Source organism: Mycobacterium sp. E1386 (genome assembly GCF_001672745.1).
Lineage (GTDB): Bacteria > Actinomycetota > Actinomycetes > Mycobacteriales > Mycobacteriaceae > Mycobacterium.
Window position 1 is genome coordinate 35,684 of sequence record NZ_LZKH01000261.1, and the last position, 22,606, is coordinate 58,289.

A 22,606-nucleotide genomic window follows, 5' to 3' on the forward strand; every position below is an offset into this window, starting at 1 on the left:
TCGGGAGGCTGCGCATGCCCACGAGTGAACTCGATCAGCTCCGCAACGTCGTTCGGGACTACCTGACGGCCACATCGCCCAGCGAGACCGTGCGCAAGTTGATGGCGACGGAAACCGGCTACGACGAGGCATCGTGGCGCCAGATGGCCGGCGAGTTGGGGTTGCACGGCATCGGGGTTCCCGAGCAATGGGGTGGGGCGGGTGCGGGCATGGCCGAACTGGCGGTCGTCTTCCAGGAAATGGGGCGCGCGTTGCTGTGCTCCCCCTTCTTCGCCACCCTAGCCATGGCCACCCAGGCCATTCTCTCCAGCGGCGATGATGCCGCGGCCGAAGAGTTCATCCCCGGCTTCGTTGACGGCTCTGCCACCGCGACGCTGATCCTCAACGGCCGCCTTGGCGCCTGGGACCCCGCCGCCGTGACATTGCGGGCCGAGGGGGCCGGACCGGACTACCGGATCCACGGTGAGGCACCGCTCGTGATCGATGGCCACACCGCGGACATCATCCTTGCCGCGGCCAACACCGACACCGGCGTCTCTCTGGTCGCCATTCGGACCGGGCGAGAGGGGGTCCATCGCACGCCGCTGGCCGGCCTCGACCGCACCCGTAAGCTCGCCAGGCTCGAATTCGCCGGTGCGCAAGCGACGTTGATCGGCACCGACGGCGGCGCTGCGGATTTCCTGGCACGCACATCGGACTTGGCGATCGTTGCGCTGACGGCCGAACAGGTTGGCGCAGCGCAACGCTGCCTGGATATGGGCGTCGACTATGCCAAGCACCGAATTCAATTCGGTCGGCCGATCGGCAGTTTCCAGGCGATCAAGCACCGCTGCGCGGACATGCTGGTCGAGGTGGAGGGTGCACGGTCGGCCGTTGAGCATGCGGCCGATGTGGCTCACACCGACGACCTGCCGACCGCAGCATCGGTTGCCAAACTCGTCTGTTCAGAGGCCTTCCTGCACGTCGCGCTCGACAACATGCGCATCCACGGCGGTATCGGTTTCACCTGGGAACACGACGCCCACCTCTTCGTCAGGCGCGCCAAGGCCACCCAGTTGATCTTCGGCGACCCCGATTATCACGCCCAACGCCTGGCCACGCTCGTCCCCGCACCGAAAGGACCGTTGTGACCGTTTCATTCTCCCTCGAATTGCCCACCCAACGCGTCGAGGCGGTCGACCAGTTCGTGACCGCTGATGCGATCGCCGACATCGCGCGCGCAGCCGAGGCATGCGGGTTCGGCGCGGTCCACGTCACCGACCACCCCGCGCCGGACGCAAAGTGGCTTGACCACGGCGGGCACCACGCCCTTGATCCGTTCGTGGCGTTGGCGTTCGCCGCCGCCGCCACGAGTCGTGTCAAACTTCTGACCAACGTCTACATCGCCGCCTACCGCAACCCGTTCCTCGGCGCCAAATCGATCCAAAGCCTCGCTGTGCTCTCCGGGGGGCGGCTGATCCTAGGCACCGCCGCGGGCTACCTGAAGCCCGAATTCAAGGCCCTGGGAGTCGATTTCGACAAACGGGGCGCACTCCTCGACGAGGCGCTCGATGTGCTGGACAAGGTGCTCACCGGCGAGGACCTCGCCTACGACGGGACGTCGTTCGGTGCCCGCGGTGTACGGCTGCGCCCGCTGCCCGCGACTCCACCCCCGGTGTGGGTCGGCGGCAACAGCAAGGCGGCGGTTCGCCGGGCGGTGTCACGCGCACAGGGCTGGGCCCCGTTCAACACATTTGGCTATGCGGCGGCGTCGCGCACCGCGGAGATCTCCACAATCGACGACTTGGAACTCGCCATCGACTGGGCCAAGCAATACGCGGGCGAGATCGGCCGCACCACACCGCTGGACATCTGCTTCTCGGCGGGCAACCTGCTGGACGACGGCAAGTCGGCCGACGAGCGCCACGCGACCATCGCACGGCTCGAGGCGGCCGGGGTCACCTGGCTGACCATCGCACCGGCCGGCGCCGACCGGTCCGAACTCATCGACCGCTCCCGCGCCTTCGCCGACGAGTTCATCGCGGGGTGACGCGTTGTCAGGCCATCAGACTGCCGGTGGCGAAGGCGTCCACCATGATCCGGCGATGGGCAAACAACCACCGACCGTTGACGGGTGTCAGTACGTCGCGGTAGCGCCCCCAGTGGTCGAGCCCGATGTCGGTGTGGACGGCAAAGTAACTGCTGACTTCCACCCTGTCGCGCGCCACCGACCCGAACCGGATGCTGGAGAGGTGGTGGCGGACATGAGTCGGCGCCAGCCGCCCGGGTTCTCCCGACTGGGTCACAGCGGCGCCGAGACCCGCCTCGATCTCCGAGGGTCCCCTCAGCGGCTTAGCGCCTCCGGTGAACTCCAGCACGCCATTGTCGCCGAAGCACGCCGCCAGGGCGCGAAGATCGAATCGATCTGTGGCCGCGGTGTAGTCAGCCAACGTCTGCCGCACCGACTCCCGAACCTCGAGCTCCCACGCCTCCATCGGTCCTCCTGTCGAAAATTCCCGTCCGCGACACGATAACGTCTATTCTCATGCCGCAACCAAGCCTGAAAGACCTGATCGATCCTGCCACCACAGTGCTGGTCACCCAGGAATGCCAGGGCGGGGTGATAGGGCCGCAGGCCGGCCTGCCGCTGCTCGCCGAAGAAGCCCAACGCGAGGCCGTGCCCAACATCGTCAACTTGGTCGAGGCCGCCAGGACGGCCGGCGTCGCAGTCGTGCACTGTCTCACCCAGCGGCGCGCGGACGGTCGCGGCTCCAACACGAACGCCCGGTTGTTCGCGGCCGGCAAGTCCTTCCCCGTCGACCTCACGCCCGGCAGTGCCGGGGCATCGGTGCTGCCCGAGTTGGGTCCCGCCGATACCGACCTCGTGCTCACTCGCATCCATGGCCTCGGCCCGATGGGCGGGACCGATCTCGACTCTGTGCTGCGCAACCTGGGCGTCAAGACGATTGTGGGGGTGGGCGTTTCGGTCAACGTGGCCATCACGAATTTTGTCATGGACGCGGTCAACCGCGGTTACCAATTCGTGTTGCCGCGCGATGCGGTCAGTGGATTCCCGCGAGAGTACGCAGATGCGGTCATCGACAACACGCTGTCCCTGCTGGCCACGGTAACCACGTCCGGTGCGGTTATCGACGTGTGGAATGCGTTGACCTGACCGATAACACCACCCCTGCCTGGATGTTAAGCGGCGGGGATGATAACGTCATTCTCGTCTAGCGTAAATGATCATATTCGCTGCTCAGGAGGAAAGTCCCGTGTCTCCCCGTTCCTTGCCCTATCCGGTTTTCGACATCGACAACCACATGTATGAGACGACGGACGCGCTCACCAAGTACCTCCCGAAGGAACACCGCGGAAAGGTCGGTTACGTCGAGGTCAATGGCCGGCCCAAGCTCGTCGTCAAGGACCGCATCAGCCACATGATCCCCAACCCGACGTTCGCGCGGGTGGCCAGGCCGGGCAGCGCCGAGGACTACTTCCTGGGAAAGAACCCCGAGGGTCTGAACTTCCGCGAATTCATCGGTGAGGCAATGGATGTCATCCCCGCCTACCAGTCGCCCGCCCCACGACTGGAGCTGATGGACGAGCTGGGCCTCGACCAGTGCGTGATGTACCCGACCCTCGCCAGCCTCATCGAGGAACGCACCACCGACGACGTCGTGCTGACCCACGCCATCATCCACGCGCTCAACGAGTGGATGCACGAACACTGGACGTTCAATTACCACGACCGAATCTTCGCCACTCCCGTCATCTGCCTGCCAATGGTGGACGAGGCGATCAGAGAGCTGCACTGGGGACTCGAGCGGGGTATGAAGACATTCCTGGTCCGGCCCGCACCGGTGCCCAGCCGCTTCGGAGGCTCGCGGTCCATGGGCCTGCCCGAGTTCGATCCATTTTGGGAAGAGGTCGTCAACGCCGGCATCCCGGTGACCATGCACGCCTCCGACAGTGGCTACCAGAAGCACCTGATGGAGTGGGAGGGCGGCGACGAGTACCTGTCCTTCAAGCCGAGCGCGCTGCGCGAGGTCGTGATGGGCCATCGGGCCATCGAGGACACCCTGGCGGCGATGATCTGCCATGGCGCCCTGTCACGTTTCCCGGATTTGAAGATCTTCTGCGTCGAGAACGGCAGCGGCTGGGTGCGCAACCTGCTCGAGCAGCTCAACACCGCCTACAAGATCATGCCCAAGGAGTTCGACGAGCATCCCGTCGAGGTGTTCAAGCGCAACATCTACATCCACCCATTCCTCGAAGACGACATCAAGGGCATCGTCGACATCATGGGCGAGGACCACGTGATGTTCGGCTCCGACTTCCCCCACCCCGAGGGCATCGGCGACCCGCTGAGCTTCGTCGACCGGCTTGACGGCGTGTCGGAGTCGGCCAAGGCGAAGATCATGGGCGGCAACGCCATTGAGCATTTGAAGCTCAAGGTCGCGGCATGACCCAGGCGCCCACGTATCCGAAGGTGTACGACGGGATCGCCGACTTCGAGGCGCACGTGGGCGAACACCTCGGCTACAGCGACTGGCGCCAGGTCACGCAGAAAGAGATCGACCTGTTCGCCGAGGCGACGGGCGACCATCAGTGGATCCATGTCGACCCGCAGAGGGCGGCCACCGGGCCATACGGCAAGACCATCGCACACGGCTACCTGACGTTGTCGCTGGTGCCCATCCTGGTGCAACAGATCTACAAGGTGACGGGGCTGGCGATGCAGGTGAACTACGGCTCGGACAAGCTACGGTTCCCCGCACCGGTACCGGTCGACTCACGGATCCGGGCCGGCGCGGAGCTGCTGAAGGTCGAACGCACCGACAAGGGCGGACGAGCCACGGTGCGTGTCACGGTCGAAGTCGAAGGAAACGACCGGCCGGCATGTGTCGTAGACACCATCGCGGCGATGGTCGACGCCTGACCCTACGACGCAAGCGATCGAGGGTCGGGCGGCAACCCATCGCTATGCGTTGAGCAGGCGTTGCCCTATGACGCGTTGCTCGCGCAACGCGTCGATTTCCGCATCGGACAGTCCAAGCGCTCCAAGGATCTCGGCGTTGTGCTGCCCCAGCGTCGGTGCGGCGGTGCGGTGATGGTGTGCCGGGCCCGGCGAAATCTGAAATGGCCAGCCGGGAAATCGCTGTCGCCCGGTGATCGGATGCGTCACATCCTGATAGAAACCGCGCGCATCGAGCTGTTCGATGTCATACATCTCGTCGGCCGAAAGCAATCGCTCGGCCGGGACGCGGTGCCGGGCCAGGGTTGCCACCAGCTCCCCGGCGGGTCGCCTGCACGTCCAGCTCGCGAGGACCTCGTCGAATTCGTCATGATGTTGCCGACGAGCTTCCGCGGTCACGAACCTCGGGTCGTGTCGCAGCTCGTCGCGGCCCACGGCTTCCAGCAGCGCACACCAGTCGGCGTCGTCGCGCACGGAGATCGCGACCCACTCGTCGGTGAGGGCCGTCGGATAGACGCCTTGGGCGTATACGCGGTGTCGGTTTCCCTCGCGCGGCCGCACCGTGCCCGTCAGCGAGTACTCGATCACTGGTTCGGCGGTCACCGCGGCACCAACCTCGATCTGCGCGACCTCGATGAGCTGCCCCTCGCCGGTCGACCGCCTGTGCTCGAGCGCAGCCAACAACGCCACACACGCGTGTACGCCGGCGATCGGGTCGGCGGGGCCCTGCAGGTTGCACGGCGGGCCATCCGGGTAACCGGTCATGGCCGACATTCCGGACACCTGTTCGATGTTCAGCGCCCAACCCACGTAGTCGCGCCACGGCCCCTGTAGGCCGAATCCGGGCATCCGCACCATGATCACGTCGGGATTGATCTTCGCGACGGACTCATAGTCGAGTCCGAACTGCTCGACCACGCGCGGCGAGAAGTTCTCCACCACGACGTCGGCTTGACCGGCCAGCTGCAGGGCCAACTCACGGCCAGCGGCAGAAGTGAGATCGAGGGTGATGTCGCGCTTGTTGAGATTCGTTCCCTGCCAAAGCGGCCCGCGTTCGTACCAGTCGTCCCCTTCGCGCAGCAACGAGCCGGAGTAGCGGTGGCCGTCGGGGCGTTGGATGGATTCGACCTTGACCACGTCCGCCCCGAACGCGCCGAGGTAGCACGTCAGGTAGGCACCCGCCCAGAAGGTGCTCAGGTCGAAGACCTTCAACCCGGCGAAGGGCAGGGCGACATTTGGGACGTCGTTGTCCCGGCGGCGTGCGCCGCGCTCGCCCCAGGCGGCCTGCGCGTCTCGTCCCAGGACTGGAGCGGGCAGCGGTGGCGGGACCGGTGTCTTCGAAAACCGAAATGGCGCTCCCGGTCTGGTGAATTGCGATGCGTCGGCCGCCTTGATGAAGAACCCTCGCTCGGCATACTGCGGGCACGCAAGGATGGTGTCGCCTTCGGTGACCGGCGCGGCGGGTATCCGCATGGCCTGACTCAGGTCGACCAGATCGGCGACGGTCATCGAATCGAGAAACGGCTGCGCCTTGGCAAAAAACTCGCCGCGCTCGGGCCCACCGAGCATGACCGCGAGTTGATGCTCGCCGAACTCCGGCAACCCGACCATGGCGCACACGTCCAGCCAGTGCTGGCCGGTGAGGCAGTTGATGCCGATCCAGCCATCGGCGGCCCGCACGATTCCCAGCATCGGTGCTGCTTTGGAGTTGGTCGGCAGGCCAAGGCTTTTCAATCGAGCCGCCATCAGCATGGGGTAAGGCAGCGTCGACAGCAACGACTCGAACACCGAGACGTCCACCTCGACTGGCCTGTTCGTTCCGGCGGCGGCGATTCGCAATCCCGTCAGCGCGCCGAGGGCCGCGTAGCCGCCCGCAATGTATTCCGGGATGCGGGCACCCCCCTGCACCGGAGCCCGCCCAGGATCGCGCACATTGACCCAGCCTGCGGCGGCCTGGAGGGTCAATGGTGTCGTCACCCGATCGCGCAGCGGGCCTTCCTGGCCGAAGCTCGAGATTCGGACGACGACAAGTTTGGGGTTGATCCGGCCCAGAGACTCCACGTCCAAGCCCAGCTCGAAGCGTGCACTCGAGTCTGCGGCCAAGTCCTCGACAAGCACATCCGCCGTCGAGATCAATTCGGCGAGGGTCGCGCGCGCGCTTTGCTGACCGAAATCGACTGCTGCCCCGCGCTTTCCCGCGTTGAGGTATTCGAACAGCCCGCATCGGTCCGGATCCGGAAGCGCTGAGGGGAACGGGCCCCACCGGCGCAATGGGTCGCCCGCCGGCGGCTCGATCTTGCATACGTCGGCGCCGAGGTCCACGAGCAGCTTCGTGCAATAGGGCCCCGCGATCTCGGAGGCAAGTTCGACGACGCGCAATCCCGTCAGCGGCCGGTTCACGCGGGTATCCCGATAGCCTTTGGCTCCATGTAGGCCCGCAGTCCCATCACACCGCCCTCCCGGCCGATCCCACTCTGCTTGAAGCCACCGAACGGCGCGTCCCCGGGAATTGTGCCGTTGATCGACACCTGCCCGGTCCGGATCCGGCGGGCGATGCCCACCGCACGGTCGATGTCGCTTCCCCACACCGCACCCCCGAGCCCGTAGGCGGAGTTGTTGGCGATGGCCACAGCGTCGTCGTCATCGCGGTACCGCAGCACCGTCAAGACCGGTCCGAACACCTCCTCCTGTGCGATGTGGGACTCGGCCGAAACGTCGGTGAGTATCGTCGGCTCGAAGTAGAAGCCCTTGTTCAGATTCTTGGGGCGGGATCCCCCTACCACCACGGTTGCGCCATCGGCTTCAGCGCGTTTGACGAAGCCCTCGACGCGATCGAGGTGCTCGCGGCTGATCAACGGTCCCATGGTGACCGCCGGATCGACGGGGTCGCCGATCACGACCGCACGGGCCAGCGCGGCGAGTCGGTCCACCACCTCGTCGTGGATGGCATCCGGCAGCAAAAGTCTGCTGTTGAGGATGCAGGCCTGACCGGCGTGCATCGTGCAGCCCTCGAACAGCAGCCGCTCCATCAATTCGTCGCCGACGTCGACGTCGGGAAGCAGGATGGTCGCCGATTTTCCGCCGCACTCAAGCAGGACGCGCTTCATGGTGGTCGCCGCGCCCGCCATCACATCGCGGCCGACGACCGAGCTGCCGGTGAAACTGACCATGTCGACCCTCGGGTCCAGGGTCAGACTTCGGCTGGCCTCGACGCTGGTCGGTGTCACTACGTTGACCACACCCGGCGGGATGTCCGTGTCCTCGTGGATGATTCGGGCGAGGGCGAGCCCCGCGAGCGGCGTCAGCGGTGACGGCTTGAGCACGAGCGTGTTTCCGGCCGCCAGCGCCGCTCCCAATTTCATGACGTTGAGGGTGTGTGGGAAGTTCCACGGGGTCATCGCCGCCACCACGCCGAGCGGTTCGTAGCGTAACAGCGTGGTGCCCGCGGCACCCCAGGCATCCAACGGCGCCTCGGCGGGTTCGACCGCCAGCTCAGCGGCATGACCAACCATGAAGACCGGACCGTCCACGTGAATCAGCCGCTCGTTTGCCGAACAGCCCCACTCGGCCTGGGCCAGGGCGTAGATCTCTTCGCCTCTGGCCAGTAGTGCGTCGCTGAGCTGCTGCAGGCATCGCGCGCGCTCGGCGGGCTCGGCCGCCGGCCACGGACCCGTGTCGAAGGCAGTCCTCGCGGCGGCGATCGCTTGCCCCACCTGCGCCACGCTGGCATCGGGCGCCGTTCCGATCACCGCTTCGGTCGCGGGGTTGATGACGTCGTAACGCCCGCTGTCCGGGTCGGTCCACTGTCCGCCGATGTAGTGCCCCTCAGCGTCGAGGAGGGACCGAGACCCAGCCATCATCCGCCTGCCTTCCCTGACTGCTTGCCCGCAGCGCGGCGCGGGCGACGCCTCCCGAGAACTTACATACTTTGACTGCGTGTACACAACCCGTCAGGGCGGGCCAACCGCCAATTAACGCTATTTTTCCGGCATATACGTGCCGATTGACAGACAGCTCCGGTCTACGGTAGACACCATGGAAACGGACATTCTTTTCTGATCTGTCGGACCAGCTCTCAGCGTCGAGGAAGGCGTGGCGTGCCCACAACCACTGTTCCCTTGCACTCGCCCGATTTCTACGCCGGTGACCCATACCCGGCCTACCGAGAGCTTCGCAACACAACGCCCGTCGTGTGGAACGATGTCACCAACTTCTGGGCGCTGTTGAAATACGAGGACATTCGCTATGTCTCGGGCCACCCACTGACCTTCTCGTCCACAAAGGGCATTTCGATCCCGGACCCGGCCCAGCCCGAGCCCGTCCAGGAGGGGAATCTGATTTTCACCGATCCCCCGCGCCACCGGCAGCTTCGCAAGCTCATCAACTCGGGGTTCACCCGCCGCCAGGTGCAGTTGCTCGAGCCCAAGGTGCGACAGATCGTCAAGGGCATCGTCGACGGTGTGGACCCGTCGCGGGACTACGAGTTCGCGGACGAAATCGCCGCTCCGCTACCCACCCGGATGATCGCCGAGATGCTGGGAGCACCGCCCGAAGACTGGGAGCAATTCCGGGCCTGGTCGGACGCCGCGGTGGGCACCGCCGACCCCGACATCGAATTGGACTCAGTGGTCGCGCTCACCGAGCTGTACGAGTACTTCACCAAGCTCATTGCCGCCCGGCGTTCTGGCGAAGTCACCGGCCAAGACGACCTGCTCAGTATCCTGGCCGCGGCCGAGGTCGACGGCGAACGCCTTAGCGACGAGGACCTGCTCAACTTCTCCTTCCTGCTGTTGGTTGCGGGCAACGAAACCACCCGCAACCTCATCGCCCTGGGGACATTGGCGCTGATTGACTACCCCGAGCAGTTCGCCCTGCTGCGATCGGACCCATCGCTGCTACCTTGCGCGGTCGAAGAGATGCTGCGATTCACCAGCCCGGTCACGCACATGGCCCGGCAAGCCACCGAGGACGTCGAGATCCGCGGCCAGCAGATCAAGGCCGGCGACACCGTCGTCATGCTCTACGGCTCCGCCAACCGCGACGAGGAAATTTTCGGGCCCACCAGCGAAGAGTTCGACATCACCCGTAACCCCAACCCGCACATCGCATTCGGTGCCGGCGAGCACGCCTGCCTGGGCGCGCAGCTCGCCCGTTTGGAGGCCAGGGTCATGTTCGAGGTTCTGTTGGGCGCCTTCCCGACCATCGAACTTACCGGTGACGTGTCGCGGCTTCGCGCGACGATGGTGCCCGGTGTCAAACGCATGCCGGTTCGCCTCGGAGCCGCCCGCTGATGAACTTCGACTACACGCCCGAACAAGAGCAGCTCCGCAAGGACTACCGGACCCGCCTTGAGGCGGTGATGACCCCGGAGCGCCGCGCCGCCGTCGCCAATCTCGCCGAGGGAGGCGCCGCGATCGCCGAATGTCGGCGCGCTCTCGGCGAGGCCGGCCTGCTCGGAGTTGCCTGGCCGGTGGAGTACGGGGGCGGCGGGTTGACCGCGCTCGAGCAGTCCATCTTCTCGGAAGAAGCGCGCAGGGTGAACGCCCCGCTGCCAATGATCACCCTCAACACCGTGGGCCCCACGCTGATTCAGTACGGCACCGAAGAGCAGAAGGCCAAGTTCCTGCCCGCCATCCTCAAGGGCACCGTTGAGTTCGCGATCGGCTATTCGGAGCCGGGGGCCGGCAGCGATCTAGCGTCGCTGCGTACCACGGCGGTGCGTGACGGGGATGGGTTCGTCATCAACGGTTCGAAGATGTTCACCAGCGGTGCCGAGTTCGCCGACTACATCTGGCTGGCGGCACGTACCGACCCGAACGCCAAGAAACACAAGGGCATAACACTTTTCATCGTGCCGACCGACTCGCCGGGGTTTTCCTGGAAGCCGCTGCGCACCATGCCGGGCGTATCTACCTACTACACCTTCTACGACGACGTCCGGGTACCCGCGAGCGCCGTCGTGCTCGGCGAGAACCAGGGCTGGACGTTGGTAACAAACCAGCTCAACCTGGAACGCGCAGCGCTCGGCAATCTTGGTGCCCTGGAACCGCTTTTCGACAAGACGCTCAAATGGGCGTCGACGACAGCGCTCGACGACGGCACCGTCATCGACCAACCCTGGGTTCAGCAGGCCCTGGCGCGGGTGGAAGCGCAAGTCGCGGCCTACCGGCTGCTCAACCTGCGCGTCAACGCGACGATGAGCGCCGGCGCACTCGGCATGGGCGAGGCCTCCGCGGCAAAGGTATTCGGCACGGAACTCACCCAACAGGTCGCGCGGGAACTGCTTGAGGTGGTGGGACAGACCGGTGTGCGCAAGGGCCCGGCGGGCCCGCTCAAGGGCGAGCTGGAGAGTGCGTACCGCTTGGCCGTCATCAACACGTTCGGCGGCGGAGCAAACGAGCTCCAACGCGACATCATCGCTATGGCCGGTCTCGGGATGCCCCGCGCGCCCCGGGAAGTGCGCGCATCCGAAAAGGGGAAATCTGCATGACAGAGCTAGCCAAAGACGAACTGCGCGAGCGCCTCGACGCGCTGATCGGGACGCCCACCGACGGAGTCGGCAAGCCCGCCCGCGCCCCCGATCCGGTGAACGCCGCGATGATTCGGCATTGGGCGTACGCGTTGGACGACATGAATCCCGCCTACCTCGATCCCGAGTTCGCGGAGCAGTCCCGCTACGGTGCCCTGGTTTCCCCGCCGGTGATGCTGCAGAGCTGGACGATGCCGCCCCCCAAGCTCGCAGGTATCCATGAACGCGGCGGCGTGCCGATCGAAATCAAGAAGAATCCGCTGCAATTTCTCTCCGACGCGGGCTACACGGGCATCATCGCGACGAACTCGGAGTTCGAAATCGAACGCTATCCCCGCGTCGGTGACGAGATCACCGGTGAGACCGTTTTCGACTCGATTTCGGACGAGAAGACGACGGCAATGGGCAACGGATTCTTCGTCACGTGGGTGACCACCTATCGCGATCAGAATGGCGAAGTTATCGGCCGCCAGTGGTTCCGCACGCTGCGATTCAAGACGGGTGGGGCCCCCGCCGGAACGGCTGGGGACTGATGGCGACCAGGCTAGCTCCGTCGATAAGTCCGGACACCGAGTTCTTCTGGTCGGGCCTCAAGGACCGCAAGCTGCTGATTCAGCGGTGCGCAGACTGCAAGGCGTTGCGGGTTCCGCCTCGCCCGATGTGCGGCAACTGCCAGTCGCTCAATTGGGATTCTGTCGAATCGACCGGACGCGGAACGGTTTACAGCTTTGTGATGCCGCAGTATCCTCCGCTGCCATTCCTCCAGTACCCATACGTGGTCGCCCTGATCGAGCTCGACGAAGGCGTACGCATCGTGTCGAACCTGTGCGATATCGAGCCCGCCGCCATCAAGGTCGGGCTGCCTGTCGAGGTCTTTTACGAGAAGTTCGAAGCCATCCCGAGCGGTGACGAGCTGGTGTTGCACCAGTTCCGGCCTGCGCCCTGACAGACGAGGCAGCACGCGAGCATGGATTTCTCCTTTACCGAAGAACAAGAGACGGTCGGCAAGGTCGCCCGCCAGCTCTTCGAGCACCGCTGCACCACTGAGCATCTCGCCGATCTGGAATCGGGCGAGGTTCGTTACGACCCAGAGCTGTGGCGCGAGCTGGCATCGTCGGACTTGCTGGGTATCGCGTTGCCCGAGTCCGTTGGCGGCAGCGGCGGCGGATTCCTGGAACTCGGCGTGCTGCTCGCCGAAGCCGGCTGGAGCGTCGCGCCGGTCCCGCTCTACGCGACCCTCGTGCTCGGCGCGGATACCATTGCACGCCACGGTGACTCCGCTATTCAGCAGCGATACCTGCCGAAGGTCGCGGACGGCGGTGCGATTCTGACCGCCGCCCTCGCCGAAGCGGGTAACTCCGACCCGACGGCGCCACGCACGATCGCGCGCGCCGACGGCGACGCTTGGGTCTTGGACGGCAGCAAGGAACTCGTACCCGCGGCGCAGCTGGCCGACGCGATCGTGGTTTCGGCCCAGGCCGACGACGGCCCGGCCCTGTTTGTTGTCGAGACTGCGACCAACGGCCTCACGATCACGCCCGCAAGCACCACCAATGCCGAGCCCCACGCCGACGTCGAACTCGCCGGTGCTCTCGGCCACCGACTGAACGGGTCCGGCGCCGCGGACGCGGTGGGTTTGCTGCATACCAGGGCCTTGATCGGGCTGTGCGCGATGCAGATCGGTGTTACCGAACGGGCGCTGAAGATCGCCGCTTCCTACACCAGCGAGCGCGAGCAGTTCGGCCGGCCGATTGGCTCGTTCCAGGCCGTGCAGCAACGACTGGCCGACGCGTTCATCGACGTCGAGGCAATCCGCTGGACCACCTGGCACGCCGCTTGGCTGATCGCCGAGGGCCGGCCCGCGGCGCGCGAGGCGGCCATCGCGAAGTTCTGGGCGGCTGAGGCCGGAGCGCGGGTCGTCGCGTCGGCCCAACAAGTCCATGGCGGCATAGGCATCGACATCACCTACCCGCTTCACCGATATTTCTTGTGGGCCAAGCAGATCGAGCTGTCCCTCGGCGCGGCCCCCCAGCAACTCGCCCGCCTGGGCGCGACCTACCCGGAAGGAAGCAGATGACCTCCACCGTCGATCGCACCACCACGCTGGCGTGGGATTCCATCAACGTGGGCGACGAAGTAACCCCGCTGGATGTTCCGGTTACCACCACTCTGATCGTCGCCGGGGCCATCGCATCCCGCGACTACATGCCGGTCCACCACGACCGGGATTTTGCGAATTCCCAAGGATCCAAGGACATCTTCCTGAACATCCTCACGACCAACGGTCTGTGCGCGAAATTCCTGCACGACTGGGCGGGACCGGAGGCGATGATCAAGAAATTGTCCATCCGCCTCGGCGTTCCGGCCTACCCGAACGATCCGCTGCGGTTCACGGGTTCTGTCACGGACAAGTCCAAGGCCGACGGTGAAGGACTCGTCGAGGTCACCTTCAAGGGCACCAACAGCCTGGGTGATCACGTCTCGGCGACCGCAGTACTCAGCTTGCGTCAGGGTGTCGATGCATGAGCGACGGCATCGGCGGTAAGACGGCGCTCGTCGGAATCGGCCAGACCGAGTTCTCCAAGGAATCGGGTCGCACCGAGATGCAGCTCGCCTGTGAGGCGGTCATCGCCGCGATCCGCGACGCCGGCCTGCGGCCCGCCGACATCGACGGCATGGTTACCTTCAGCGTCGACGAGAACGAGGAGATCGAGGTTGCGCGCAATGTCGGCATCCGCGACCTGACGTTCTTCACAAGGGTCCCGCACGGCGGTGGGGCGGCGGCGGGAACCGTCATGCAGGCCGCCATGGCGGTCGCGACGGGCGCGGCGACGGCGGTGGTGTGCTACCGCGCGTTCAACGAGCGCTCCGGCTTCCGCTTCGGCGGCGCTGGCCGTCAGCCCGGCGTGACACCGCTATGGATGGCGCCCTACGCGCCGTTCGGGTTCATGACGCCGGCTGCCTGGGTCGCCTTGCACGCCCACCGTTACATGACGACCTATGGGGTCACCAACGCCGATTTCGGCAAGATCTCCGTCATCGACCGCAAGCACGCCGCGAACAATCCAGACGCCTGGTTCTATGGCAAGCCGATAACCCTTGAGCAGCACCAGCAGTCACGGTGGATCATCGAACCGGTGCTCAGGCTGCTCGACTGCTGTCAGGAAAGCGACGGCGGCGTTGCGATGGTGGTGACGAGCGTGGAGCGGGCGCGAGACCTCGCCAAGCCGCCCGCCGTCATCACAGCCGCCGCTCAGGGCGCCGCCTATGACGGCGAGGTGATGACGAGTTACTACCGCGAGGACATCACCGGGCTGCCCGAGATGGGAGTCGTGGGCGACAAGCTGTGGCGGGATTCCGGCCTCAAACCTCAGGACATATCGACGGCGTTCCTCTACGACCACTTCACACCGTTCGTGTTCACGCAACTCGAGGAGTTGGGATTCTGCGGCCGGGGCGAGGCCAAGGACTTTGTCTCGGTCGACGAGCTGTCACTCGGTGGCCGTATGCCGATCAACACCAACGGCGGGCTGCTCGGCGAGGCGTACATCCACGGCATGAACGGCATCACCGAGGGTGTTCGTCAGGTGCGCGGCACGTCGCACAATCAGGTGGACAACGTCGAACACGTACTGGTCACGTCGGGCACCGGCGTCCCGACCAGCGGCTTGATCCTCGCTCCCGATCACTGAACACGTTGGGCGAGGAAGGCCGATGACACAGGCTACCGCTGTCGACACCCGCGCGGCGCTCATCTCGGCCGCGTTCGCCTGCTTCCGTACGCACGGGCTACAGAAGACCACGATCGTCGACATCGCACGCGCCGCAGAGGTGTCACGGAGCACGTTCTACGAGTACTTCCGGGACAAGGAAACGATCGTCGAGGCCTGCGCGGAGGCGGCGTCACAGCGATTCTACCGCAAAATGGCCAGGGCGATCGACAATGACGGCGGCAGCACCCTGGAGGAGAAACTGGTTCGCGCAAGCGTTTTCGTCGCCCAGGCCCGCCGGGTGGTGGAGCCCGAGTCGTATTTCGACCGGGAAGAGGTCAACTTGATGTTGACCAAGAACGCGGCGACCCTATTGCAGGAATGCAGCGAGTTCTTCGCCCCATATGTCTCGGCGGCGCGCCTGACGGGAGAGGTCCGCAGTGACCTCGACATCCGCTCCGCAACCGAGTGGTTCGCGCGAATGTTGTTTTCGCTGTTCACCACTCCGTCGCCCTACATCGACATCGGCGACGACGCGGCGGTGGCCGAGTTCGTGCGTAACCACGTGGTGCGGGGGTTTCTGGGCGATCGGCGCGGGAGGTCGTAGGACGTCTTTGGCGCGCGGCGACGAACCGCGGCCCAGCGGCCGATGGGTCGCCCCGACGTCAGCCCACCAGGCTGCCTTGGCGCAGAAAATTTACGGTGTAGTCCTGGTAAGTCACGCCGTTTCGAGGTAGGCCAATGAGGTCGAGAAAGGGAAACCACTCCGCCGAATCAACGAACCAATCCCAGCGCGTTATCTGCCCCTCTTCGTTGACCCAGACATAATCCCATTCGTGGAGGTTTAATACCGTCCCGTTGGCCAGCGTCCCCGCATAAGTGTCGCGGACCGCAAATCCCCAATCGGCGGCCCTGCAGTCAAAGGGGGTGACGATTCGAAAGTCAGGCATGTGCTTCCACCACATGCGAAATTCGCACGTGAGCATATCTCCACCGGGGGCATACTGCTGTATGGCTTCGAGCACCTGCTCCGATGCGAGGTCGGCCATCACGTGGTCGGTACCGCCGTTGAACAAGGGACACATCATGACGGCGTCCGGGGCGTACACCCACTCCTCGCCGTAGGTGATCTTCTGGGTCTCCGGAGCCTGGGCGTAGGCCTCCCATTTCGCGTGGGCGATCCTTCGGTGCCGAGCCACTCGATCGGACATCACGCTTCTCCCTTCCTGCGCACGGGCACATTGGACCACCCACAAACGTTGGCCATCGCCACCCGCCGCAGCCCGTCGCGGTCGACTTCGTAGTCAGGGAGCAGATCGAGCAGCGCTTCGAGCGCGATACGGCTCTCCATCCTCGCCAGCGCTGCCCCCAAACAACTGTGCACGCCATACCCGAACGCGAGGTTGAAGCCCATCCTGCGCTCCCGGTCGATGTCCAGCCGGTCGGGATCGGGGAACATCCGTTCGTCACGCGTCGCCGAACCGGTGACCAGCAGTACGGCACCCCCTTCGGGAATCACCTTGCCATGCAACGCCACATCGCGGGTGGCGGTGCGCACCTGGTACTGGGAGGGCGCCTCATAGCGCAACAATTCTTCGACGGCGGCGGGCACCTTGCTGCGGTCCTTCCGCAGCTTCTGCCACTGATCCGGAAAGTCGGCGAAGGCCACCATGGCGTTGCCGACGAGTTTCGTCACCGTCTCGGCGCCCGCTCCCCCAAGCATGGTCGCGAATCCGGTGATATCGACGTCGGTGAGCTTCTCCACCTGCCCGTTCCGCTCGATCTCGGTCTCGATGAGCCGGCTGATCATGTCGTCACGAGGTTCGGCGCGGCGCTGCTGGACGAGGTCGTAATAGTAGAGCCCGGTTTTCATCGACGCTTCTCGACCGGCGGCGGTGGTGGCGATCCCACCCGGGTGGCGTTCAAGGAGCAGATCCAGCCAAATGCGGATCTGGTCGCGGTCTTGCTTGGGCACTCCCAGCATGGTGGTGATGACCTCATTCGGGAACAGCGCCGAGAAATCGGCCACCACGTCGAACGAGGACGAGTCGAGCGCGTCAAGGCGTTCGTAGACTTTCTCGCGCACCATGTCCTCTAACGCCGCGATGGCGCGGGGCGTGAACACGTTGCTGACCAGCCTGCGCATCTTCTGGTGTTCGGGCGGATCCATCGAGATGATCACTTTGGGCACCGGTATCGCGTCGTCGTGCGCCTGAACCATATCCAGCGTCGCACCCTTTGCCGACGAATACGTTTCGTGGTCCTTGGTGGCGGGCGCCACGTCGTCGTAGCGGGTCAGCGCCCAGAAGTCCCACTTTGGGTTGTAGTAGACGGGGGCACCGTCGCGCAGGCGTCGGTAGGTGTCGTACGCCCCGTTGAAGAAATCTTCAGAGAAGGGATCGAATTCGGCATCGTCTTCTGAGACCTGTTGTGGCGTAGTAGGAGTCACAGAATCGCTCCGGCCTCTTTGTAGGCTTCGATGGTGTCCCAGTCCAGGCCCGCTTCCATCAGCACCTCCTCGGTGTGCTGACCATGCTCGGGCGCGCCCAGAGGGATAACGGCCTTTTCGTCGAATTGGACGGGGTTGGTGGGCAACGAGTACGGCGCGCCGTTCATCGTCGTCGTGTTCGCGACATAGCCGTTCGCGGTCACCGCCGGGTCCTGGCACAGCTCCGCCGGCGTCTGCACCACACCCCACGCCCCGGAGACGGATGCCAACCGCTCACGCCATTCCGCGAGGGTGTGTTGGGCAAACGCATCGTCCATGAGCGAGATCAGTTCCGCCCGGTTGGCGAAACGTGCTGCGGGATAGGCGAAACGCTCATCTTCGACCAATTCGGGCAGGCCGATGGCGCGCATCGTTTCGGGATAGAACTTGTCGAGCTGCAGCATCATCAGCTGAACGTAGCGGTCGTCCTTGGTGCGGTAGGTCCCGACCAAGGGGTTGGGCGCGTCGGCGTGTCCGTACTTGGGAATGGATGTGCCGCCGTGGATCTGGCTCACTGCGACATCGGGGCTGAGGTTCCAGGCCGCCAACCCGAGCAGGGAGACGTCGACCACCGATCCCTGTCCGGTGGTTGCCTTTTTGTACAACGCGGCCGCGATCCCGCCCGCGATCGCCATGCCCCCAAGCAGGTCTCCGAATGCCGGCCGTGAGCGCACCAGCTCGTCGCCGTCCTCGGTGAGCATGGTGGCGATGCCGCCGCGGGCCCAGTAGGAGACGCCGTCATAGCCGGGCTTGTCCGAGTCCGGTCCCTTCGGTCCGTGGCCCGACCCCCGCACATAGACGACGCTCGGATTGGCGGCCCTGATGTCGTCGACGTCGATGCCCAGCTTCTTACGACGGCCGGGCAGATAGCTGGTGAGGAACACGTCGCAGCCGGCCGCGAGCTTGCGGATGACGTCCTGGCCACCGGGCGTGCTCAGGTCGACGCCGATCGACTTCTTGCCACGATTCGGAATTTCGATCATGTAGTTGACCTGGCCACCACCCTCGTCCACGATGCCCATCGTCACGAGGCCACGCTGCGGGTCCCCGCCCTCGCGCGGCTCGACCTTGATGACCTCGGCACCCCACTCCGCCAGCACGGCGCCTGCCGACGGTACGAAGGTCCACGCGGCAACCTCTAGCACGCGCACACCACTGAGTACTTTGTCGACGGAAATGACGGCCTCCATTGGGTCACAGTGCACGGGTGCGAGCGCGCTAACGGGTTGGCAATGGCGATAACGCGTATTTGCATGTCCGAGAATGTCAGTTTCAGAACCGATTGTAAACCGGGATGGCATCGGCGTGGCCGGCCGCGAACGCTCACGGACGCGCCGACAGCCGTTCGGGCAGCGCCGGATCTCCCTTGGCCCAAAAGGCCTCCCAGGTCGCCATCCGCTGGGGCATGGCCGCACGCAACCGGACGTCGCCCGGCCAGCGCATGAATTCCGGACCCGGACGCTCCGTCACATCGACCGAATACCAGGCGTGCTCCCGTCGCTTGACGAAACACCATTGGCCCCGGCGACGCTCGTAGACATCGTCGTAACGCATCGTGATCACGTACCACCCATCGCCTTCCTCGTGTTCGGCGCGGCAATAAACGGCTCCGGTCGCGTGATCGGCGTCGATAAAGTCGAACTGGTGCCCACACACCAGGTGGATGCTGCGGTAAAACCGCCGGAGCACGCGGTCATACCAACGCTTCAACGCTTCCCTGCCGCGACCCTCGGCCCCGGCATCGACATCGTCGATGAACAACGCCACCAACGCGTCGAGATCACGGGCATCGAGTGCCATTGCATACCGGATGGGAAGCTGGCTGATCGCGAGACTCGACTCCACTCGGTCCAACCTGTCATCGGTAGCTGAACTCTTCGATCCAGTGGCCATGGCAATATCGTAGGCGGACGCCGGTGAATGAGAACCCGTGTTCTCGTTTATCGGAAAGGCTACTATTCTGCGCTTATGCCCTTTCCGACGATCCTGCCCACGATCCCTGCACTGGTGAGGTTTTGCGCAGCGCGCTTCGGCGACAGGCCATTCCTCATCGCCGACGGGCGGAGCTTGTCCTATGCCGACCTCGACCGGCGTTCAGCCGCGCTGGCCACTGCCTTGTTGGCGCATGGCATCAGCAAGGGCGACCATGTCGGAATCCTGATGCCCAACAGCGTCGACTGGGCACTGGCGTGGTTTGCCACCACACGCATCGGCGCGGTCGCTGTTCCCCTCAACACCTTCTACAAGGCCTCCGAACTGGCCTGGACCGCCCGACATGCTGACCTAAGAGCGATCCTGACGTGGTCGCGGTTCCGCAACCACGATTTCTTGACCCGGCTGGAAGATGCGCTGCCGGGTCTCGCCGGTCAGGACCGGCCAGGTCGCATCATGGTGCGCAAGGCGCCGTTCCTGCGGACCGTCGCGGTGTGGGGGCCGTCCGATCGGGCCTGGACGACGAGGATCAACGCCGACGACGCGCTGTCCGCAGCCGACACCGACTTCCTCGTCGATGTGGAATCGTGTGTGACACCGGCCGACGAGGTGATGATCATCTACACCTCGGGCAGTACAGGCGACCCGAAAGGGACTGTGCACACCCATGGCACGCTGGTCCGCCACACCTACAACCTCACCTTCATGTACGCCGTCACCCGCGACGACGTGATGTTCACGTCCATGCCCTTCTTCTGGGTGGGCGGGCTGATCACAGGATTGCATGCGGTAATCCATCACGGCGCGACACTGATCACTCAGCCCGCGTTCGATGCAGCAGGGGCCTTGGAACTCATGGAGCGACACCACGCGACCATCGCACTGGGCTGGCCACAGCAGGGTAAGACGCTGTCCGAGCATCCCGACTTCTCAGCACGCGATTTGAGTTCGGTGCACCGCACCAGCATGCCCGCGATGGTGCCACCCCTCCATCAGCCCAAGGGTTCCAGCGGCCTGGGAATGACCGAGCTGTGCGGCAATCACCTCGGCATCGATCCGTATCTGCCGCAAACGCCCGATCGGTCCGAAACCGGCGGCCCACCAATCGAAGGGCTGCACCACCTGATCGTCGACCCCGACACGGGACAGGCGGCGCCCAATGGCACGCCCGGCGAAATATGGGTTCGCGGGTATTCGTTGATGCAACGGCTGCACAAATGTGAGCGCGAGGACGTGTTCACGCCCGACGGCTACTACCGAACGGGCGATTGCGGCATCGAATACGACGACGGCTGGATCAAGTTCACCGGACGGTTGGGCGATTTGATCAAGACCGGTGGCGGCACCAACGTCACACCCAGCGAAGTCGAACTGGCACTGGCCGACTGCGACGGTGTGCTGGAGGCATACGTGGTCGGAGCGGAGAGCACTGAGCACGGAACGGTGGTCGCAGCGGCGGTGGTGCCACGCGGCGAATCCGCACTCAACGCAGAGTCATTGCGGGTGCAACTGCGCGATCGACTGTCAGCGTACAAGGTCCCGAAGTACATTTGGGTCACCGCCAAGCGAGACCTCCCGTTCACCGCGACCGGCAAGGTCAAGAAGTCGGAGCTGGCGCGCCAACTCAGCGAATGGCTGCACTCGGCTAGGGGTTGACCGGCTGCCCGTCGGCCATGTCCGTGGCCATCAACGTCAACGGGATGCCGAATAACGGCTCCAATTTGACTTCGGTCAACTCGAATCCCTCGCCTTCGTGCCGCTGCCGGAAGTCGGACTTAACGCCGTACCTCGCGGCGATGTATTCGCCCGCAGCGCAATCCGCCACCCGCACGATGACGGAGAACAGCCCGTCGCCGTTGCGCGCGAGGAAGTCGGCCGCCGTACCGGCCTCCGTTGGTGCCGTGGCGGTCGGGGCGACGAGCTCGAATCCGCGGTCCCAGTCCAGGCGGACTTGCAGACCTAAGTGCTCGAGCTCGAAAGCCTGGAATTGAAAGCCCAAAGCGCCCAGGTAATCGGCAGCACGGTCGAGCCGGTCGAGTCCGACCGCGAACACAACGTGGTGCAAATGAGGCAGAGGGGGCGCCATGTCAATGACTCTACGAGCTCACAAAGGTAGATTTCAATTACCGGAAATAATCATTCTCAATACGGTAGATTCGCGCCTGCATACCCACACGTCCTGGCGGAGAGGCGCTTCGTGGCACTTGAACAGTTCAACCTAGACGGCCAGGTGGCAATAGTCACCGGCGCCGGGCGCGGCGTCGGTGAGGGTATCGCCAAGGTACTCGCCGAAGCCGGTGCCACTGTCGTTGGTACGGCTCGGACCTCGTCCGAGGTCGAGCAGACGTTCAGAGAGATCGAAAAAACGGGTGGCAAAGGCCTCGCGGTCACCGCCGACGCGCTGCAACGCTCCGACAGCGAGCGCGTCGTCCAGACCGCGGTCGACAAATTCGGCCGCATCGACATCCTCGTCAACAACGTCGGTTTCGCGACTTACGGGCCATTTTTGGGCCTGACCGACGACAACCTCCGGGAAACGTTCGACTATTGCGTCACTTCAGCGTTCACCATGAGCCAACTGGCGGTGCCGCACATGTTGACGGTGGGCCGAGGCTCGATAGTCAACATCTCCTCAGGAGCCGGCCGATTCGGGATCCGAGGATTGTTGCCCTACTCGGTGGCCAAGGGTGGGCTCGAAGCCCTGACCCGCGCCATGGCACAGGAGCTCGCCCCCAAGATCCGCGTGAACGCGATCGCCCTGGGCGCATTCATGACGACCGGGCTGCAATCCAGCTTCGACCTGATGCCGGGTTCCGAGGAGAAATTAAAGGAGCTGACGCCCCTACACCGTATCGGCGACGTGGCAGACCTCGGGAGGCTGGCACTGTATCTGTGCACCCGCGATTGCTACGCCACCAGTTCGACTTTCATCGTCGACGGCGGCCTTCAAGGACCGAACTCCTCCCTTCCGATACCCGATCTGTAGCCGA

General features: G+C 64.7%; 23 protein-coding genes. 15 read left to right on the top strand and 8 right to left on the bottom strand.

The window, feature by feature from the left end; translation table 11 throughout:
• Positions 1-14: 14 nt before the first annotated feature.
• A complete protein-coding gene (locus A5709_RS26650; RefSeq protein WP_068011923.1) occupies positions 15-1,130 on the top strand; it encodes an acyl-CoA dehydrogenase family protein in 1,116 nt (371 codons plus the stop codon).
• The gene (locus A5709_RS26655; RefSeq protein ID WP_068011924.1) at positions 1,127-2,029 is read left to right on the top strand and encodes a TIGR03619 family F420-dependent LLM class oxidoreductase; all 903 of its coding nucleotides are present in this window, start codon (positions 1,127-1,129) and stop codon (positions 2,027-2,029) included. The genes A5709_RS26650 and A5709_RS26655 overlap by 4 nt, the downstream gene beginning before the upstream one ends.
• Before the next feature lie 7 nt (positions 2,030-2,036).
• On the opposite strand, the gene A5709_RS26660 is transcribed toward A5709_RS26655, so the two are convergent.
• Positions 2,037-2,474, bottom strand: a complete 438-nt coding sequence (locus A5709_RS26660; RefSeq protein ID WP_068011925.1) for a nuclear transport factor 2 family protein — start codon at positions 2,472-2,474, stop codon at positions 2,037-2,039.
• 50 nt (positions 2,475-2,524) lie between these two features.
• Between A5709_RS26660 and A5709_RS26665 the strand changes: the two genes are divergently transcribed.
• The 3 genes from A5709_RS26665 to A5709_RS26675 all read left to right on the top strand — a co-directional run bounded on the left by A5709_RS26665 (position 2,525) and on the right by A5709_RS26675 (position 4,921).
• Positions 2,525-3,154 (top strand): cysteine hydrolase, encoded by a 630-nt coding sequence (locus A5709_RS26665; RefSeq protein WP_068011926.1) that lies wholly within the window; start codon positions 2,525-2,527, stop codon positions 3,152-3,154.
• Between the two features lie 100 nt (positions 3,155-3,254).
• Positions 3,255-4,448 carry an amidohydrolase family protein gene (locus A5709_RS26670; protein WP_068011927.1) on the top strand — a complete coding sequence of 398 codons (1,194 nt, stop codon included), beginning with the start codon at positions 3,255-3,257 and terminating at the stop codon, positions 4,446-4,448.
• Positions 4,445-4,921 (top strand): MaoC family dehydratase, encoded by a 477-nt coding sequence (locus tag A5709_RS26675; RefSeq protein ID WP_068011928.1) that lies wholly within the window; start codon positions 4,445-4,447, stop codon positions 4,919-4,921. The genes A5709_RS26670 and A5709_RS26675 overlap by 4 nt, the downstream gene beginning before the upstream one ends.
• 42 nt (positions 4,922-4,963) lie before the next feature.
• On the opposite strand, the gene A5709_RS26680 is transcribed toward A5709_RS26675, so the two are convergent.
• The gene (locus A5709_RS26680; protein WP_068123693.1) at positions 4,964-7,357 is read right to left on the bottom strand and encodes a CaiB/BaiF CoA-transferase family protein; all 2,394 of its coding nucleotides are present in this window, start codon (positions 7,355-7,357) and stop codon (positions 4,964-4,966) included.
• The gene (locus tag A5709_RS26685) at positions 7,354-8,814 is read right to left on the bottom strand and encodes an aldehyde dehydrogenase family protein (protein WP_068011953.1); all 1,461 of its coding nucleotides are present in this window, start codon (positions 8,812-8,814) and stop codon (positions 7,354-7,356) included. Before A5709_RS26685 ends, A5709_RS26680 begins: the two co-directional genes overlap by 4 nt.
• A 261-nt stretch (positions 8,815-9,075) precedes the next feature.
• Between A5709_RS26685 and A5709_RS26690 the strand changes: the two genes are divergently transcribed.
• Genes A5709_RS26690 through A5709_RS26725 form a run of 8 tightly spaced genes read left to right on the top strand, consistent with a single transcriptional unit; the run spans position 9,076 to position 15,803 of the window.
• Positions 9,076-10,248: a cytochrome P450 gene (locus A5709_RS26690; RefSeq protein ID WP_068011930.1), complete on the top strand. Its 1,173-nt coding sequence runs from the start codon at positions 9,076-9,078 to the stop codon at positions 10,246-10,248.
• Entirely contained in the window at positions 10,248-11,447 is a 1,200-nt protein-coding gene (locus tag A5709_RS26695; RefSeq protein WP_068011931.1) for an acyl-CoA dehydrogenase family protein, read from the top strand. The genes A5709_RS26690 and A5709_RS26695 overlap by 1 nt, the downstream gene beginning before the upstream one ends.
• Complete coding sequence (locus tag A5709_RS26700; RefSeq protein WP_068011932.1) at positions 11,444-12,019, top strand: MaoC family dehydratase N-terminal domain-containing protein; 576 nt, start codon at positions 11,444-11,446, stop codon at positions 12,017-12,019. The genes A5709_RS26695 and A5709_RS26700 overlap by 4 nt, the downstream gene beginning before the upstream one ends.
• Positions 12,019-12,432: a Zn-ribbon domain-containing OB-fold protein gene (locus A5709_RS26705; RefSeq protein ID WP_068011933.1), complete on the top strand. Its 414-nt coding sequence runs from the start codon at positions 12,019-12,021 to the stop codon at positions 12,430-12,432. Before A5709_RS26700 ends, A5709_RS26705 begins: the two co-directional genes overlap by 1 nt.
• A gap of 21 nt (positions 12,433-12,453) precedes the next feature.
• A complete protein-coding gene (locus A5709_RS26710; protein WP_068011934.1) occupies positions 12,454-13,563 on the top strand; it encodes an acyl-CoA dehydrogenase family protein in 1,110 nt (369 codons plus the stop codon).
• Positions 13,560-14,012 carry a MaoC family dehydratase gene (locus A5709_RS26715; protein WP_068011935.1) on the top strand — a complete coding sequence of 151 codons (453 nt, stop codon included), beginning with the start codon at positions 13,560-13,562 and terminating at the stop codon, positions 14,010-14,012. The genes A5709_RS26710 and A5709_RS26715 overlap by 4 nt, the downstream gene beginning before the upstream one ends.
• On the top strand, positions 14,009-15,178 hold the full coding sequence (locus tag A5709_RS26720; RefSeq protein WP_068011936.1) for a lipid-transfer protein: 1,170 nt from the start codon (positions 14,009-14,011) through the stop codon (positions 15,176-15,178). Before A5709_RS26715 ends, A5709_RS26720 begins: the two co-directional genes overlap by 4 nt.
• 22 nt (positions 15,179-15,200) lie before the next feature.
• Positions 15,201-15,803, top strand: a complete 603-nt coding sequence (locus A5709_RS26725; protein ID WP_068011937.1) for a TetR/AcrR family transcriptional regulator — start codon at positions 15,201-15,203, stop codon at positions 15,801-15,803.
• A 58-nt stretch (positions 15,804-15,861) separates the two neighbouring features.
• Here the strand turns inward: A5709_RS26725 and A5709_RS26730 are convergent, their stop codons facing one another.
• The 4 genes from A5709_RS26730 to A5709_RS26745 all read right to left on the bottom strand — a co-directional run bounded on the left by A5709_RS26730 (position 15,862) and on the right by A5709_RS26745 (position 19,538).
• A complete protein-coding gene (locus tag A5709_RS26730) occupies positions 15,862-16,407 on the bottom strand; it encodes a hypothetical protein (protein WP_068011938.1) in 546 nt (181 codons plus the stop codon).
• Positions 16,407-17,645: a cytochrome P450 gene (locus A5709_RS26735; protein WP_068011939.1), complete on the bottom strand. Its 1,239-nt coding sequence runs from the start codon at positions 17,643-17,645 to the stop codon at positions 16,407-16,409. The genes A5709_RS26730 and A5709_RS26735 overlap by 1 nt, the downstream gene beginning before the upstream one ends.
• The gene (locus tag A5709_RS26740) at positions 17,642-18,874 is read right to left on the bottom strand and encodes a CaiB/BaiF CoA-transferase family protein (RefSeq protein ID WP_068011940.1); all 1,233 of its coding nucleotides are present in this window, start codon (positions 18,872-18,874) and stop codon (positions 17,642-17,644) included. Before A5709_RS26740 ends, A5709_RS26735 begins: the two co-directional genes overlap by 4 nt.
• Positions 18,875-19,007: 133 nt before the next feature.
• Positions 19,008-19,538, bottom strand: a complete 531-nt coding sequence (locus tag A5709_RS26745) for a nuclear transport factor 2 family protein (RefSeq protein WP_082953521.1) — start codon at positions 19,536-19,538, stop codon at positions 19,008-19,010.
• 114 nt (positions 19,539-19,652) lie between these two features.
• Between A5709_RS26745 and A5709_RS26750 the strand changes: the two genes are divergently transcribed.
• Entirely contained in the window at positions 19,653-21,272 is a 1,620-nt protein-coding gene (locus A5709_RS26750) for a class I adenylate-forming enzyme family protein (protein WP_068011942.1), read from the top strand.
• Here the strand turns inward: A5709_RS26750 and A5709_RS26755 are convergent.
• Positions 21,262-21,702, bottom strand: coding sequence for a hypothetical protein (locus A5709_RS26755; protein ID WP_068011943.1), 441 nt, complete (start codon positions 21,700-21,702; stop codon positions 21,262-21,264). The two genes, A5709_RS26750 and A5709_RS26755, sit on opposite strands and share 11 nt — an antisense overlap.
• A 111-nt stretch (positions 21,703-21,813) precedes the next feature.
• Between A5709_RS26755 and A5709_RS26760 the strand changes: the two genes are divergently transcribed.
• Complete coding sequence (locus A5709_RS26760) at positions 21,814-22,602, top strand: SDR family NAD(P)-dependent oxidoreductase (RefSeq protein ID WP_068011944.1); 789 nt, start codon at positions 21,814-21,816, stop codon at positions 22,600-22,602.
• The last annotated feature ends 4 nt before the right edge of the window (positions 22,603-22,606 follow it).

Bases quoted from the DNA above. Each gene is read 5' to 3' on its own strand.
- A5709_RS26650 (WP_068011923.1), top strand. From the start codon at position 15: ATGCCCACGAGTGAACTCGATCAGCTCCGCAACGTCGTTCGGGACTAC.
- A5709_RS26660 (WP_068011925.1), bottom strand. From the start codon at position 2,474: ATGGAGGCGTGGGAGCTCGAGGTTCGGGAGTCGGTGCGGCAGACGTTG.
- A5709_RS26665 (WP_068011926.1), top strand. From the start codon at position 2,525: ATGCCGCAACCAAGCCTGAAAGACCTGATCGATCCTGCCACCACAGTG.
- A5709_RS26675 (WP_068011928.1), top strand. From the start codon at position 4,445: ATGACCCAGGCGCCCACGTATCCGAAGGTGTACGACGGGATCGCCGAC.
- A5709_RS26685 (WP_068011953.1), bottom strand. From the start codon at position 8,814: ATGGCTGGGTCTCGGTCCCTCCTCGACGCTGAGGGGCACTACATCGGC.
- A5709_RS26695 (WP_068011931.1), top strand. From the start codon at position 10,248: ATGAACTTCGACTACACGCCCGAACAAGAGCAGCTCCGCAAGGACTAC.
- A5709_RS26700 (WP_068011932.1), top strand. From the start codon at position 11,444: ATGACAGAGCTAGCCAAAGACGAACTGCGCGAGCGCCTCGACGCGCTG.
- A5709_RS26705 (WP_068011933.1), top strand. From the start codon at position 12,019: ATGGCGACCAGGCTAGCTCCGTCGATAAGTCCGGACACCGAGTTCTTC.
- A5709_RS26710 (WP_068011934.1), top strand. From the start codon at position 12,454: ATGGATTTCTCCTTTACCGAAGAACAAGAGACGGTCGGCAAGGTCGCC.
- A5709_RS26715 (WP_068011935.1), top strand. From the start codon at position 13,560: ATGACCTCCACCGTCGATCGCACCACCACGCTGGCGTGGGATTCCATC.
- A5709_RS26720 (WP_068011936.1), top strand. From the start codon at position 14,009: ATGAGCGACGGCATCGGCGGTAAGACGGCGCTCGTCGGAATCGGCCAG.
- A5709_RS26725 (WP_068011937.1), top strand. From the start codon at position 15,201: ATGACACAGGCTACCGCTGTCGACACCCGCGCGGCGCTCATCTCGGCC.
- A5709_RS26730 (WP_068011938.1), bottom strand. From the start codon at position 16,407: ATGTCCGATCGAGTGGCTCGGCACCGAAGGATCGCCCACGCGAAATGG.
- A5709_RS26740 (WP_068011940.1), bottom strand. From the start codon at position 18,874: ATGGAGGCCGTCATTTCCGTCGACAAAGTACTCAGTGGTGTGCGCGTG.
- A5709_RS26750 (WP_068011942.1), top strand. From the start codon at position 19,653: ATGCCCTTTCCGACGATCCTGCCCACGATCCCTGCACTGGTGAGGTTT.
- A5709_RS26755 (WP_068011943.1), bottom strand. From the start codon at position 21,702: ATGGCGCCCCCTCTGCCTCATTTGCACCACGTTGTGTTCGCGGTCGGA.